General features: G+C 45.3%; 4 protein-coding genes. All 4 read left to right on the top strand.

All coding sequences use genetic code 11. The annotated features are described in order from the left end of the window. Nucleotides 1–73 precede the first annotated feature (73 nt). From ACE41H_RS21975 to ACE41H_RS21960, 4 genes are read left to right on the top strand one after another with little or no spacing between them, the layout of a single operon-like run. Nucleotides 74–5,236, top strand: a complete 5,163-nt coding sequence (locus ACE41H_RS21975; protein WP_375357702.1) for a S8 family serine peptidase — start codon at nt 74–76, stop codon at nt 5,234–5,236. A 14-nt stretch (nt 5,237–5,250) separates the two neighbouring features. Beyond that, nucleotides 5,251–6,075 carry an imm11 family protein gene (locus ACE41H_RS21970; protein WP_375357701.1) on the top strand — a complete coding sequence of 275 codons (825 nt, stop codon included), beginning with the start codon at nt 5,251–5,253 and terminating at the stop codon, nt 6,073–6,075. Nucleotides 6,076–6,105: 30 nt separating this feature from the next. Then, on the top strand, nt 6,106–6,933 hold the full coding sequence (locus ACE41H_RS21965) for an imm11 family protein (protein WP_375357700.1): 828 nt from the start codon (nt 6,106–6,108) through the stop codon (nt 6,931–6,933). Between the two features lie 28 nt (nt 6,934–6,961). Next, complete coding sequence (locus tag ACE41H_RS21960; protein ID WP_375357699.1) at nt 6,962–16,918, top strand: RCC1 domain-containing protein; 9,957 nt, start codon at nt 6,962–6,964, stop codon at nt 16,916–16,918. Nucleotides 16,919–17,017 lie beyond the last annotated feature (99 nt).

The raw sequence follows: 17,017 nt of genomic DNA, 5'->3' as shown, positions 1-17,017 counted from the left end.
ACTAATTTACTAATATTTTTTAAAATATCTCCGATATAAAAGAAATATAGACAAATTCAATCGGAGGTTAGTTATGAAGAAAGTCCTAGTTATTCTTATGATCCTTGTGATCGTAAGCGGCAGCTTTCCTGCTACATTTTATGCCAGTCTGGCTGAAGAGCAGGGGATTTCGCCAGTCGAAGCTGAATCAGCCGCATCTACAGTTACAAGTGATGTCTATGGCGATGTCGGAGAAGACATCTTTGAGGAAGAAGAGCAAGATCCCACAGTAACCGGAGATGTATATTCAACACAACGATATATTGTAGAACTGAACCATAAGGGTGCCAACCTGATCGATTCCATGGAAACCACGGGAATAGATGAGATACAGAAGTTAGAGCTTCTGGATAATACATATGTCATGGATTTAACAATGTCTGAGGTCAATGAGCTGATTAAAGACAGAACCGCAACCAAAATTGAAATTGACCAGCCCATGGTGCTTGCAACCATCGAGGAAGATCAAGCCCCGGTCGAGGAGAAAGAACAAGAAGGGGATAAGGAGTCAACGGAACCTGATTCCTCGGCGAAGAATGAATTAATCCCCTGGGGAGTATATTCCACCGGTGCCAACCTGATCACCGAAGCACCTGAAGATGCCAAAATTAAGGTAGCTGTATTCGATACAGGCATCTCTGCTCACTCGGACCTGGCTGTAACTGAAAAGGTCTCCTTTGTGGAGAATGAACCCATCGTCGAAGACTTGCAAGGACATGGTACCCATATGGCGGGCACTATCGCGGCCTTGCGCAATCATTATGGTATTCGCGGCGTGACCAACAATGTCGAACTGTACTCGGTTAAGGTTATTGGCTCCAACGGCAAGGGATATGCGAGTACGATTATTGATGGTCTCAAATGGGCTATCGAGAACAATATTCAAGTGATTAATATGAGCTTTGTCAGCAACGACTATAGTGAGTCACTGCATGAGGCCATTCAGTTGGCAAAAAAACATGGCATTCTTATCATTGCAGCGGCTGGCAACTACGGTAAAGGCGAAAATACAGTAGGCTATCCGGCCTTGTATCCTGAAGTGGTTGCTGTAGGCGCGGTGAATCAGTCGCACAAACGTGCTACTTTCTCCAGCACAGGCAATGAACTGGACATTGCAGCACCGGGTAGCGTGACATTGAGTACTTATACGGACAACAGCTATAAAACCCTGTCAGGAACTTCATCAGCTGCTGCCTATGTCTCGGGATCGGCTGCGCTGATATGGTCAAAGGAACCTTCACTCTCTGTAGAGGATGTTACATACAAACTGTATAGTACAGCTACTCCATTGGGAGAGATTCACGATTATGGAAATGGCTTGGTCAATGTTGCCAAAGCGCTGGGTGTTACTGATAAACCAATTCCACCCTTTGACGAAGAATACCCTGAAGAAGGAGCAGAAGGGGAGACTTTGCCTCCGTCAGCGGGGGGAGGAGAGTATACGCTGACAGCGTATGATTTTGTCGGGGACGGACAACAGATCACACAGGGTCAAAAAGCTACGGTATCTCTGAAGCTAAATGGCGGGTTAAACGGAGAGAATATGCATCAAAAGGTGAATATTGATGTATATCCCAAGAAGGCCCCTACCAATATTCTGGAACATTACGTTTTTGAAAATCCAGAACTGAATAAAGACATTCCGTACACATGGCAGACGAGTGGAGAGACGGAGCCAGGAGAGTATGTGATCAGGTACTCTTTTCCGAATGCCAAGGGAACACAGGATGACAAGGAATTTAAAATTACGGTTGTTAAAGGTGCAGTCATCCCGATCGACGACACCTTGCTGAAACCAACGGGATTGCAAGCAGTAGCCACTGCAGAAGATATCAAGCTGACCTGGGATGCTATGCCGAACGCTCTTTCGTACATCGTACAGTTGAATGGAGCTACCGTAGGTCAAACTCAGGATACCACCTATTCCATTAACGGTCTTCAATCAGAAACCCAGTATACGGTTAGTGTAGCTGCGGTTTATAAGGCGGGAACAAGCCCATTTGCATCGACGACGGTCAGCACGACGATCAATGAGCTGATCGTGAATGTATCTCAGACACCGACGATTAAAGTAGGGCAGGCCCAATGGTTTGTTTTCCGTCCGGCGGCTACCGGCAGCTATAAAATATTCACCAGCAGTGCAGGAGCGCAAACGGACACGCAGCTTTGGATATATGAGGGTGGAAGAGATACAGACGCCATTTTGCATAGTGATGATGTGAAGGGATCTGTGTTTTCTGAGCTGAAGCTTCCGCTGAATGGCGGAGAAACCTATTACATTAAATTATCGGGTTACGAGACAACGAATAAGCAGGTTCGGATAGAGGCACAAGTGTTAAGCTCGGATGTTCCGTATATCCAATTAAATGAAAAGAAAGATATTAACGAGGCAGAAGGGGACAGCACTTATTATGTATTTGTACCTGGCAGCGATGGCCGTTACCAAATAACCACTTCTTATTATAAAGGTTCTTCAAGCAATCGGAACGATACGACGCTAACGGTATACAGCAATACCGCGATGAACAAAAAAGTGCCTGGCGGTTTTAACGATGATAACGAGACATCCGAATTTTCAACAGTAGAACTGCAGCTCACCGGAGGCACGCCATATTATATCAAGGTTGGCAGTTACGGGGTTCTCAAAGCCCGCTTGATGATAACCCAGCAAGAAGCTTCGTTTGCAGAATTGCGGAATCGTGAAGCCGCGGAGGTCGTGACAGAAGCGAGCCAGCAGGGATATTATGCGTTCACCCCGGAGACAACCGGGAAATACCGATTCTATACGTTTGGCAATCGAGGCAGAATTCAAGACACGATGCTGGAGCTCTATTCTGACGACTCCATGACAAAGCTGATGGCATCCAACGATGATGTACAAGGCAATGCACCCTATGGGGAGCTTTATTCCAAGATAGAGTACACCTTGAACGAGGGCCGGACGTACTACTTGAAAATCAGCAATCGTGATCCGGGTATTGGCCTGCAAACCAGTTTGGCTGTGGAAGAGGCCTTTCAATCCACGAGACAGACAGCTCAATATCTTGAATGGGACGAACAATATACGGAAGATGGACGTGGTCAGGAGTTTAGCGCCAGTTCACTCTATGACGTCGATTATTACAAAGTTATTTTGGATTCAGGCGAACAAGTGGACATCCATTTGTCTGAGGGGATCGGCCAAATTGAGGATAGCTCGGGGAATATTTATGGTTACTTCAGTTCAGACGGGGAACGGAATTTTGGTCTACCCGCAGGCACCTATTATTTAAGGGTTCAGAATAGTTTGGTTGGAACTTGGGGAACCAGGTCTGCTAACAATTTTGAGAGTTTTGAATATGCGATGACTCTCTTTATTAACGATGTTGAACTGGTACAGTATGTAGATGACACGGTCACCGAATCTTCGGACGATGAGTTTACCATATCTTCAGAAACAGAGGATGCAGGGTATAGAAAAAGCTTTGATGCAACGCCTGGTGCAAAAAATAGATATATCCCTCAGTTCAATTACAAAAATAAAGTTGACAATGCCGATCTGGTTGTTGAAATTTTCATAGCTACCGGGCCTAGACCGGATTCTATCTATCGGGTCCACCGAGAAACGATACAAAACGTCAAAAGGGGAACCTATCCCTATAAATGGACTGGAAAGGTCACCGAAAATCTTGGTAACTACGCCAGAGAATTTAAGAACAAATTTTACGCTGAAGACGGACTCTACTATATCTACATCTATCCAGAAGGGAAAAAGCGTTATAGCCAGGAGAACAGGTTAGAGGTAGAGGTCTTTAATAGTTCGTTAAATCCCTTGAATATCATTCCGCTGCCTCCGGAGTATGAGTACAACAAAAAATTCAAAGTAACCAGTGAAAACACACATAAATGTCAGAGATGTAAGGATTATTACCAGAAATATATACTTACACCGAAAGATGTGAATGAAAGACCGGATATTTCACCTCCACGTGCGTACCAAGAGTGGGCCAATAAAATATATGGTAAATCAGGCAGACAAAGAATCACAGAAGAGATGGAGAAGCTTTTTTATTCACCGGAGGATGATGCACTAACTCAATTGCTCAAAATAAGCGACGCAGCAGGCATGATACCTATTTTAGGAATTCCCGCTGATGGCGTTAGTGTGGCGGTCAATTTAATTAAAGGGGATATAGATGATGCAATAGTATCTGGCATTGGGTTTATTCCGTTTGTAGGTGAAGGCGTTAAGGGCGGCAAGAAAATTGTCGGTGTATTAAGGGTGGCTGACGTCACGGCGAAGTCCCCATGTAACTGCTTTGCTGAAGGTACTCCTGTTCTAACCGATAAAGGCATGAAGCCCATTGAAGAGATTCAAGTTGGCGACAGGGTGTTATCCAAAAATGAAGAAACAGGAGAGCAGGCATACAAACCGGTTACTTACACCTTTGATAAGCCGGTAAATGAGCTTTATCATATCCAAGCTGGTGGTGAAACGATATCTGCCACGGATAACCATCCGTTTTGGATCAAGGATAAAGGCTGGAAACTGGCTGAAGAACTGGAAATTGGCGATCAACTGGTTACAACTGAAAATAAATATATAACCATTGAACAGATCGATATTGAACAGACTGATGCAACAGTTTACAATTTTACAGTCGCGGATTTCCATACCTATTATGTAACCAACCTGGGTATATGGACTCATAACTCAGTTTGTAATCTTGATGCTTATGATAAAATAGCTAAGACCGCTACTACAAAGCTAACCCAAAGAACAAAGGGAGGTAATAGTACCATTCTGGCTGCCGAGTTGGAAAAAGCAGGTGTTAAGAAACCTACCATACTCACACCCGATATTAGATATTGGGCTGCTCATCATATTGTGGCAGTATCAGACCCTAGAGCGCGTGCATTACTTGCTAAAGTAGGTATTACTGATGTGAACGTTGCAGCAAATGGAGTCTTCTTGCCGACTGGAAAAAAGGGAACGGGAGATATGATTGAATTTGATGACGTTGTAGATCAGAACTTGTACGTTTGGGGTGGGAAAGTTGCAAATCATAATGGAGGACATGCTGTAAAGTACTATGATTACGTGTATAACAGATTAAAAGAATTTGAGGGAGACAAAGAAGGGACCTTAGCAGTGCTACAAGATATAAGAGAGAAGTTACTATCCGGTGAGTTGAGTTTGAAAAAAGCATTAAACTAATGGAGGCATCAATAATGAAAATATGGCAGCTTAGCTCAGGTTATAAACCATTAATGGTTGATATTGAAGATGAAACAAATCCACAAATTGATGAAATGCTAGGTAATATCTCAAGAGGGCAATCCATGCAACAAGAATGGAGGCCACTAAGAGTACTCTACAAAGCTGATAAGGGGAAGTCTATTGACTTCCCTAGATATGCTCCTGCTATGAATGTTTTCAATGATCGCGCAGTATCAGTTCTGGAACCTTTAATTGATGGATTAGTTGAATTTTTACCCTTAATAGACGATAAATATAATTTCTATTTTTGTAACGTGATCAACATTCTTGATTGTGTTGATCATGAGAAATCCGTTCCTGAAATCATGCTTGATAAAATAATATCTTACCACAGCTTGTATTTTAAAGAAGATTTGCTTCAAACAGAGAGAAGACATATTTTTAAAATCCCTGAATTGGTAAGAACACGAGTATATGTTTCCGATGAGTTCCGTGATGCTGTTTTAGAAGCTGGTCTAAAGGGGCTGGATTTCATACAGGTCTGGGATTCGGAGTTTACGAAGGAAGATGAGATTGCAGAGCAGCAGCGATACGAAGATTATCTTGCAGAATTGGAGCAAAACAAAGGCACAGAAATGAGTTGGAATGAAGCCATGAAACTTCTTGACGAGGGGAAAGCAGTAGCCAGTGGTCATTGGAAATTGCAAAAGAATGCGGATAAAGAATTGCTGGTTGGTCAGTTAACCTATGACCTGAATTATGAATTTGCGCAGTTAATTTATATCCCACCGATTCTTTTGGATCTGAAATGGCATGAAGTGGAGCGGAGCGAGTAACTATAGGACCGCACCGGAGGGTGTTGAGAAATGAAAATTTGGGAAATAAATTCCGGTCATAAAACGTTGCATATTACAGTGGAAGATAGGCTAAACCAAGAAGTAGATCAATTACTAGATAACATTTTTTATGCAAAAGAAATCAAACAAAAATGGAAACCACTAACTGTTGTGTATGAAAAGGATAAAGGTAAATATATTGATTTTCCAAGTTTTTCTCCCGGGGTACTTGTGCTTAGTGAGAGGGCAGTTTCAACCCTTGAGCCCTTAATAGGTAACTTGGTTGAAATACTCCCTTTACAGGACGATAAATACAATTTTTATTTCTGTAATGTAATCAATGTCTTGGATTGTGTAGATAAAACGAATTCTGTCCCGATCATTGAGTCAAATAAGATTTTTTCATATGAAAATATGTACCTTCATGAGGAAATGATTATGGGGAGTGAAAAGAGACACATATTTAAAGTACCAGAATTAGTCGGGTCCCGTATCTATGTTTCTGACGAGTTTCGTAATGCTGTGTTGGAGGCTGGTCTTAAAATACTGAGCTTTGACCTAGTTTGGGACTCGGAGTTCACGAAAGAAGACGAAATTGCAATGAAGCAGCGGTACGAGAATTATCTGGTAGAACTGGAGCAAAATAAAGGTCCGGAAATGAGTTGGGATGAAGCGATGAAGCTTCTGGACGAAGGGAAAGCCGTAGCCAGCGCTCATTGGAAAATGCAAAAGAATGCGAATAAGGAGTTGCTGGTGGGACGACTAACCTACAACCTTGACTATGAGCTTGCCGAGCTCATTTATATCCCGCCGATTCTATTGGACTCGAAATGGCATGAAGTGGAGCGAAGCGAGTAATTTGAGGATAACACCGGAGGTAGTGATTTTGAGAAAATATTTCAACCTATTAATGATCGTAGTATTACTCATTACCCAAATTCCGTTCCATGTTCCATCCGTAGCAGCTCAGGCTGCTGCAGGTGTGAATATTGACGGTCATCAAGGAGAAAACGGTTATTATTATGGGCCGGTTAAGGTGACTTTTACCAATGCAACGGAGTACAGTATGGATGGAGGCAAGACATGGAATTCATACAATGATCCGCTTGAACTGAGTCCTGGAAGTGCCTACGCGATTAACTATCGGGCCAGCGAATCGGAGGGTACTGGCGGTTCGGTCACCTTAAAGGTGAAAGCGGATGATTCTGCCCCAATCACAACAGCCGAGATTTTGGGCAATCAAACGGAAAGTGGTTATTATAATGGTGAAACAAAAATTCGCCTAACTTCGGAAGATGCCTACTCTGGAGTTGAGAAAATAGAGTATAGCTACGATAAGGGACTTAATTGGAACACCTATTCAGAGCCGTTTCCTGTCACGAAGGAGTCGGGCACCTTGATTTATTATCGTGCTATTGATGTGCTCGGCAATAAGGAGAAAGATCGTAAGATCAAAGTCATGATTGACTCCGAGGCTTCGGATGCTCCATCCATTCTGACCGATCCTATGGGCTGGACCAAGGATAGCATAACGGTGACCGTCGTGGATGGAGCAGACGATAGCAGCGGGGTGCGGAAGACGGAGTACAAAATAAACAATGGATCCTGGCAAACCTACACAGGTCCGTTCGTCGTATCCCAGGAAGAGCAGATTGTCTATGCTCGATCAGTAGACTATGCGGGGAATATGAGTGAGGAATCCAGCGCTGAAATTCAAGTTGACCAAACAGCCCCGGTTGCCCCTGTGGTTGACATGGCTGAAGACTGGCTAGCTGAGCCGACAACCATCGCAATTCAAAGGTACATAGAACAGAATGAACCGGAAAAGTTGCGTTATGAATATAGCGTCGGAAACGAGACGAATTGGGCAGAATACTTCGCACCATTTTCTTATTGGAGTGAAGGAGAAACGCCTTTCTTTTTCCGTTCATTTGACCAGGCCGGGAACTATAGCCCGGTAGTTCAAAAATATTCGCGATATGATGCAACACCGCCAAAGCCTCCAACTGAAATTAAACATACGATTTTGAGACATAACCGGGTTGATTTAGTCTGGTCGGGGGCTTCGGACAATATTGGGGTAGCTGGATATAACATATACGATCTTCAAGGAACGTTACTCACTGAGACCACAAAACCATCCATTTCTATGGTGGGGTTAAAACCTAACACAGTATTTGTATTTAAGTTCCGCTCTTATGATGCGGCAGGTAACGAGTCTGAAGAGAGTAAACCCTATATTTTTGAAACACCGAGTCGGCCTGATTTTACGATTGGAGATAACTTCTTTGTTTTGTTAAAACCCGATGGTTCAGTGTGGACTTGGGGGAAAAATGAATACGGGCAGCTTGGTAATGGCACGACATTGAGCAATAAAAGACCCAGAAAAATAAACATGATTTCAGACGTTACTTTTATTAAAACAAGCAGGAAGTTCACCATCGCTGGCAAGAAAGACGGAACAGTATGGGCTTGGGGAGGAGCTCCAGTTAATAGCCCTACACCTATTCTGATAGAAAATCTGTCTGCATCCGATAAATTTTTCATTCGGGATGAGCAAATTTTTGCTCAGAAAGAAGATGGGGCAGTTTGGGCTTGGGGTAACGATGTGAAATTGGACAGCGACGGGAATTTCGAGCAACCACAACTGGTTCCGAGTCTGTATGGTGCAACCGATATATCGCTTGGTGCATTTCACTCATTAGCTCTGATAAATGGAAAAGTCTATACATGGGGAGATAATCATATTGTAAGATTCAGTTCGACGCCGGTTTCAACCAATTTAAATGCTGAGGGCGACTTTACCGCTATTGCTGCAGCAAGTAGTTATAGTCTAGCCTTGACTGGTAGTACCTATGATCCCCAGACGGAAAAAGGATACCATGCCGCCATCAAATCATGGGGATATAATTACGGAGGTCAGCTTGGTGACCCTACAGTGAAGACGAGCACAGGGGAGGGGCAATCCACATTCGTAGCTAACAATGAAAAGAATACAGTTTTTTCATATGTGTCACTATTAAGAGTGGATAAGATTTTTGCGCTGGAAGGTGTAGGTTTTGCTTCAGTGGACGGCGGCAAGATGTACTCTTGGGGAGGAGGACGCGGTTCCAGTTTAATTGGTAGAGTTATAGACAAAAAAAACTGGAGAAATGATTATGACGTGGCAGCCCGCATGGAGAACTTCAACCACGTAGTGGAATTAATAGCGGCGCCTGCTAGCGAACCAGAGTATGTTTTAGCCAAGAAAGACGATGATACACTGTGGTCATGGGGCAAAAATAATTATGGTCAACTTGGCATAGGGGAAACAACTGAACAGTTTACTCCCCAAATAGTGATGTCTCGTGTTGATGCTGTGCATGCAAATAAACATGTTGCAACTGTTGTTACAAAGGACGAGGAATATTGGTATTGGGGAACTGTTGATAATCCTGATAGTATTACCGATGACACACCGTTTGAATCACGGCCGATTCAGCTCCAATTTGATGGGGATGAGTTCTTGGACGTAATTCCGCCGACAGCTCCTTCAAGTCTTAAGATTAAAGATCGGACAGCTTCGACCATGCAATTGGAATGGACGGCATCGAAGGACAATTTTGAAGTAAGCGAATACCTGATTTATATGAACAAAGAGTTAATAGGCTCTTCTACTACAAATGAGTTCCTTGTTCAAGATTTGGAGGCAGGGAAGGATTATTCATTTTACGTAGTTGCCGTTGATGAAAGTGGGAACGTGTCGACCCAAAGTAATGAGATTGCTTTGACCTGGGATGGGTTTGAAGTCCCTGTATCACATACGAATGCAATGTTGGCAAGCGGATTAGACTTTTCCATACTTCTCAACCAATCGGGGCAGGTGTTCGCTTGGGGAAATGGTGATAATGGAAGTCTGGGGACATGGAATGGCGGTAAAGAGCCTGAGGCTAACTATGTTCCAATAAAAGGATTGGCAAATGTTACTGCCAGTTATGAAAAGATCAGGGCGGTAAACAAAGATGGCACTGTTTGGTCATGGGGAGATGGTACGCATGAGCCGAGACAATTGTATTGGAATGTTAACGATGCTGTGTATGCCGTCGGAGAGCCTGATAGTCATTCTGGCTATGTGATAACACAGGAGGGGGACTTACATTTTTGGGCAAACGATTTAGATAAAAGAAATATATGGGAGATTAGTGAGGCTAAGTTTAATTCGATCTCGGTGGGGCGCTTTGCAACGCTTGCTGTAAAGCAAGATGGAACGGTATGGAGCATAAAAAATGAATCAGCTTCTCAAGTGAAATCACTTCAAAGTATTGTGGGGGCAGCTGTAGGAGCGGACCATGCTCTTGTGTTGAGAAGAGATGGAACGGTCTTAAGCTGGGGAGACAACTCTTCCGGGCAATTAGGAACAGGAAGTAAAACAAGCTCAGATGTTCCAAGTGTAGTGCCGGGTCTTTCTCATGTTGTTGCGATTGCGGCCGGGGACGGCTTCAGTTTAGCACTGACCGCTGAAGGAAAGGTTTGGACATGGGGAGACGGAGAAGATGGAAAATTAGGAACCGGAACGCTTTCGTCCAGTTCTGTTCCGCAGCGAATTGAACGTCTGGATAATATAGTAACCATCTCTGCGGGTTATGCGCATGCTAATGCGTTAGCGAAGGACGGAACAGTTTGGTCCTGGGGACTCAACAGATCAGGTCAGCTGGGAGACGGAACATATAATAATAGTGCTGTGCCAGTGAAACTTAAATTCAAAGAAAATATGGCACCAGTTGCGAATATTACTTATCCAACGGGCAGTGAATTGCAGCCGACATTACAAACAAATTCAACTCCCCGGATTGAATGGGGACAAACTGACGATTCGTCATGGACAGTGTTCAGCGCCTTCCAGGTACAGGCTTTAAATAAGCTTGGTGAGGTGATCTATGATTCTGGAGAGATCGAGCAAGAGAGTAAATATAAAGACTCCAGTTTCAATATTACTGAGAAGTTGCCAATGGAACAGGCTATACAAGTGAGAGTTCGTGTCAATGATGGTCTGCTTTGGTCAGCATGGAGCGAAGGCAAGTGGCTCAAGGTGTTAAAGCCTAATGAAGTTAGCGTGAGCTATCCTTCCGGTACTCAAGATGCACCTACGATTACCACGAACCGGGAACCAAGCATTGAATGGACTCAGATCGTTTCTGAGTCATCCAAAGTTACCGCGTTTCAGGTGAGTATAGCGGATAGCGCGGGGAAAGTAATCAGTGATTCAGGGACTGTAAGCCAAACAACAACGGATAGTAAAGGTAAGTGGAAATCAAACAAAGTCTTACCGTTTAATGTTCCGTTAAAGGTTATGGTACGAGTACAAGATGAAAATGGATGGATGTCAGCATGGAGTCAACCGACTTGGATAGTAGTGCAAGAGCAAGCGCAGGTTAGCCTAACCTATCCAGACGGATTAAGCACATCTCCAACGATCATGACTCTTTCGCAACCAACGGTAACTTGGAAGCAAACGAGTACAAATAAATTTGAATATTTCCAAGTTCAGTTTATGGATGAGGCTGATGGTGTAGTAGCGGATAGTGGCGAAATTCAGACGGAAAGAACAGGCGCAGAAAATCAATGGACGGTAGATAAAGAGCTACCACGGAATACCAAATTAAAGGTTAAGGTACGTGCTAAGGATCAGAATGGCTGGTCAGAGTGGAGTACACCGAGTTGGATGGAAATAAGAGATAATATGGATGTCCAACTGACCTACCCTTCAGGATCGCAGGAAGCACCATCATCGGTGTTGAGTCCTTTACCTAGTATTGAGTGGACTCAGAAGGCATTAGTCACTGGTACAGTATTCAGCCATTACCAGGTGCAGGTAATGAATGAGGCTGGCGAAATCGTAGTGGATTCGGGCGAAGTGGCGTCAAACAGTACGACGGCGACCAACCGCTGGACGGTGAGCAAGGCGTTGCCGGTGGGCCAAAAACTGCAGGTACAGGTACGCGTCAAGGACGGCCACACATGGTCGGCCTGGAGCGAAGCCAAGTGGTTGGAAGTCAACGGTATAGCTAAAATCAAAGCGGTTATTGACGGTGAAGAAAACCATACAGTGTATGCCAAAGCAGACGGAAGTGTATGGACTTGGGGATATAATGGCAATGGTCAGTTGGGAAATGGAACGCTAATCAGCCAAACCGGAGCGGTTCAGGTACCGGGCATGAGCGAAGTTGTCGAGGTAGCGACAGGAGGAAAGCATACGTTAGCCCTAAAGTCGGATGGTACCGTATGGGGGTGGGGTCATAAAGACAATAATCAGGCGGGTTCCCCTCCTGCCAAGTCACCTATTCAGCTTGCTAAAGAAGTAGTGGATATAGAAGCCTATGGTGATACGAACTATATAACGAAGCAGGATGGGACGTTATGGATTTCTAAAATCAATAATGCACAGTCCCTGGAGAAGAAAAATGGAATCGATGGGATTGTACAAGTAAGTGCAGGTGGTTATGGTGTATTTGCACTGAAGAGTGATGGAAGTGTGTGGGATATGAGTTATTCCCCTCCGAAACAGATTAGCGGTGTGGAGGGGATCGTAGCAGTGGCTTCGGGATACAACTATGCGATTGCGCTCAAATCGGATGGTACGGTATGGGGCTGGGGAAATAACGGATACTATCAATTGGGAGATGGAACGCCAACTACCAGAAGTACGCCCATACAAATTCCTGGGTTAAGTGGCATTATCGAAATATCCAGCGGGCGTTATCACAATTTGGCACTCAAATCAGATGGTACAGTGTGGGGTTGGGGATATAACTACTACGGCCAGCTAGGATTGGGAAGCACAACATCGATGAGTAAAGCAGTCCAAGTGCCGGGAATCAGCAGAGGAGTAGCGATATCTGCAGGACAATACTATAGCGAGGTCGTAGAGGAAAATGGTACTGTGTGGAGCTTTGGACGGAACGATTACGGACAATTGGGGAATGGAACGGTAACGGACTCCTCGGTGCCTGTGGAAATGAAGGAAAATACGGCACCTGTGGTAAGTTTGAATTATCCAATGGGAGCCCAGGCTTCTCCATCCGTAGCGAAAGTAACGCAGCCGTCTGTGGAATGGAGACAAACAGATGCACAAGCGAGTACCGTGTTCAGCCAGTACCAAGTGCAGGTGATGAATGAGACTGGCGAAATCGTATTGGATTCGGGTGAAGTGGCATCAAGCAGTACGACGGTGAGTAACCGTTGGACCGTGAGTCAGGCCCTGCCTACAGGTCAGAAATTGCAGGTGCAGGTACGTGTCAAAGACGGTCATGCATGGTCGGCATGGAGCGAAGCTAAATGGCTGGAAGTTAATAGCGCAGCCCAAGTTAAATCGGTTATTGATGGTGAAGAAAGCCATACAGTGTACGCTAAATCAGACGGAAGTGTATGGAACTGGGGATATAACGGCAATGGTCAGTTGGGAGATGGCACGACGACGAACCAAACCGGAGCTATACAAGTACCGGGCATAAGCCAAATTGTTGATGTGGCAACAGGAGGGAGCCATACATTGGCCTTAAAGTCGGATGGCACCGTATGGGGTTGGGGTCATAAAGACAACAGATCACCTGTTCAGCTTGCTAAAGAAGCAGTAGATATAGAAGCTTATAGGGATACGAACTATATAACAAAGCAGGATGGGACGTTGTGGATTTCTAAAACTAGTAATGCACAGTCTTTGGCGAAGAAAAGTGGAATTGATGGAGTAGTCCAAGTAAGTGCAGGCGATTATGGCGTCTTTGCACTGAAGAGTGATGGAAGTGTGTGGAATGTGAATTCCTCCACTTCAACACAGATTAGCGGTGTGGAGGGAATTGTGTCGATGGCATCAGGAAGTAGCCATGCGATTGCGCTCAAATCGGATGGCACGGTATGGGGGTGGGGGTATAACTCTTACGGGCAACTGGGAGATGGAACGTCAACAACCCGAAGCACACCGATCCAAATTCCTGGACTCAGTGGCATTGTTGAAATATCCAGTGGGTATAGCCATAACCTGGCACTCAAAGCGGATGGCAGTGTATGGAGTTGGGGGAATAACTCTTACGGCCAACTAGGCACGGGGAATACGACATCGATGAACAAGGCTGTCCAAGTGCCGGGAATCGGCAAAGGAGTGACGATAGGCGCAGGACAGTATTATAGCGAGGTAGTTCAGGAAGACGGCACCGTATGGAGCTTTGGCCGGAACAACTCCGGCCAATTGGGGAACGGAACCGTAACAGATTCATGGGTACCTGTGCAGATGAAAGAAAATACGGCACCTGTGGTAAGCCTGAATTATCCATTAGGAACTCAATCCTCCCCATCCGTAGCGAAAGTAACGCAACCATCTGTGGAATGGAAGCAGGCGGATTTGGAAGCGAGCACAGTATTCAGCCATTACCAGGTTCAGGTGATGAATGAGACCGGCGAGATTGTGGTGGATTCGGGCGAAGTGGCGTCAAACGGCACGACGGCGACGAACCGCTGGACGATGAGCAAGGCGCTGCCAGTCGGCCAAAAACTGCAGGTACAGGTACGCGTCAAGGACGGCCACACATGGTCGGCCTGGAGCGAAGCCAAGTGGTTGGAAGTCAACGGTATAGCTAAAATCAAAGCGGTTATTGACGGTGAAGAAAACCATACAGTGTATGCCAAAGCAGACGGAAGTGTATGGACTTGGGGATATAATGGCAATGGTCAGTTGGGGGATGTGTCGATAACCAGCCAAACTGGAGCAGTTCAGGTGCCGGGTATGAGCGAAGTCGTCGATGTGGCGGCAGGAGGCAATCATACACTAGCCTTAATGTCGGACGGTACCGTATGGGGGTGGGGCCATAAAGACAATAATCAGGCGGGTTCCCCTCCTGCCAAGTCACCTATTCAGCTTGCTAAAGAAGCATTAGATATAGAAGCCTATGGTGATACGAACTATATAACAAAGCAGGATGGGACGTTATGGATTTCTAAAACCAGTAATGCACAGTCCTTGGAGAAGAAAAATGGAATCGATGGGATTGTACAAGTAAGTGCAGGTGGTTATGGTGTATTTGCACTGAAGAGTGATGGAAGTGTGTGGGATATGAGTTATTCCCCTCCGAAACAGATTAGCGGTGTGGAGGGGATCGTAGCAGTGGCTTCGGGATACAAGCATGCGATTGCGCTCAAATCGGATGGTACGGTATGGAGCTGGGGATATAACTCTTACGGGCAACTGGGAGATGGAACGTCAACAACCCGAAGCACACCGATCCAAATCCCTGGACTCAGTGACATTGTTGAAATATCCAGCGGATATAGCCATAACCTGGCGCTCAAAGTGGATGGCAGTGTATGGGGTTGGGGGGATAACTCCTATGGCCAGCTGGGAACGGGAAATACGACATCGATGAACAAGGCTGTCCAAGTGTCGAGAATCAGCAACGGAGTGACAATAGGTGCAGGACAGTATTATAGCGAAGTTGTCCAGGAAGATGGTAATGTATGGAGCTTTGGTCGGAACAACTCCGGTCAATTGGGGAACGGAACTGTAACGGATTCATGGGTACCCGTGCAGATGAAAGAAAATACGGCACCTATGGTAAGCCTGAATTATCCAATGGGAACCCAAACTTCTCCGTCCGTAGCAAAAGTAACGCAACCATCTGTGGGATGGAAGCAGACAGATTTGGAGATTGGGACTGTCTTCAGCCATTACCAGGTCCAAGTTTTGAATGAGAATGGCGAGGTACTGGTAGATTCAGGAGAAGTTGCATCGAACAGCAACACAGTGAGTAACCGTTGGACCGTGAGTCAGGCCCTGCCTACAGGTCAGAAATTGCAGGTGCAGGTACGTGTCAAAGACGGTCATGCATGGTCGGCATGGAGCGAAGCTAAATGGCTGGAAGTTAATAGCGCAGCCCAAGTTAAATCGGTTATTGATGGTGAAGAAAGCCATACAGTGTACGCTAAATCAGACGGAAGTGTATGGAGCTGGGGATATAACGGCAATGGTCAGTTGGGAGATGGCACGACGACGAACCAAACCGGAGCTATACAAGTACCGGGCATAAGCCAAATTGTTGATGTGGCAACAGGAGGGAGCCATACATTGGCCTTAAAGTCGGATGGCACCGTATGGGGTTGGGGTCATAAAGGCAACAAATCACCTGTTCAGCTTGCTAAAGAAGCAGTAGATATAGAAGCCTATGGGGATACGAACTATATAACAAAGCAGGATGGGACGTTGTGGATTTCTAAAACTAGTAATGCACAGTCTTTGGCGAAGAAAAGTGGAATTGATGGAGTAGTCCAAGTAAGTGCAGGCGGTTATGGTATCTTTGCACTGAAGAGTGATGGAAGCGTGTGGGATATGAGTTATTCCCCTCCGAAACAGATTAGCGGTATGGAGGGGATTGTGGCAGTGGTTTCGGGATACAACCATGCGATTGCGCTCAAATCGGATGGTACGGTATGGGGCTGGGGGTATAACAATTCCTACCAGTTAGGAGATGGCACGACGACAACTCGAAGCGCACCGATCCAAATTCCTGGACTCAGTGGTATTGTTGAAATATCCAGTGGGTATAGCCATAACCTGGCACTCAAAGCGGATGGCAGTGTATGGAGTTGGGGGAATAACTCTTACGGCCAGTTGGGAACGGGAAATACGACATCGATGAGCAAGGCTGTCCAAGTACCGGGAATTAGCAAAGGAGCGACAATAGCTGCAGGGCTGTACTATAGCGAGGTAGTTCAGGAAGACGGCACCGTATGGAGCTTTGGCCGGAACAACTATGGTCAGTTGGGGAACGGAACGGTAACGGATTCTTTGGTTCCTGTACAAGTGAAATTTATGCCATAATTATTAAATGCTAAAAAGTAGGTTCATTCCCGAATATACTGAAAAAGTCCATGTCTTGTTGCTTCATAGCAACGGAACATGGACTTTTCTGCTAAAACG

The sequence above is a fragment of the Paenibacillus enshidis genome, assembly GCF_042136365.1.
GTDB lineage: Bacteria > Bacillota > Bacilli > Paenibacillales > Paenibacillaceae > Paenibacillus > Paenibacillus enshidis.
This window is presented reverse-complemented; position numbering and strand designations above follow the sequence as displayed.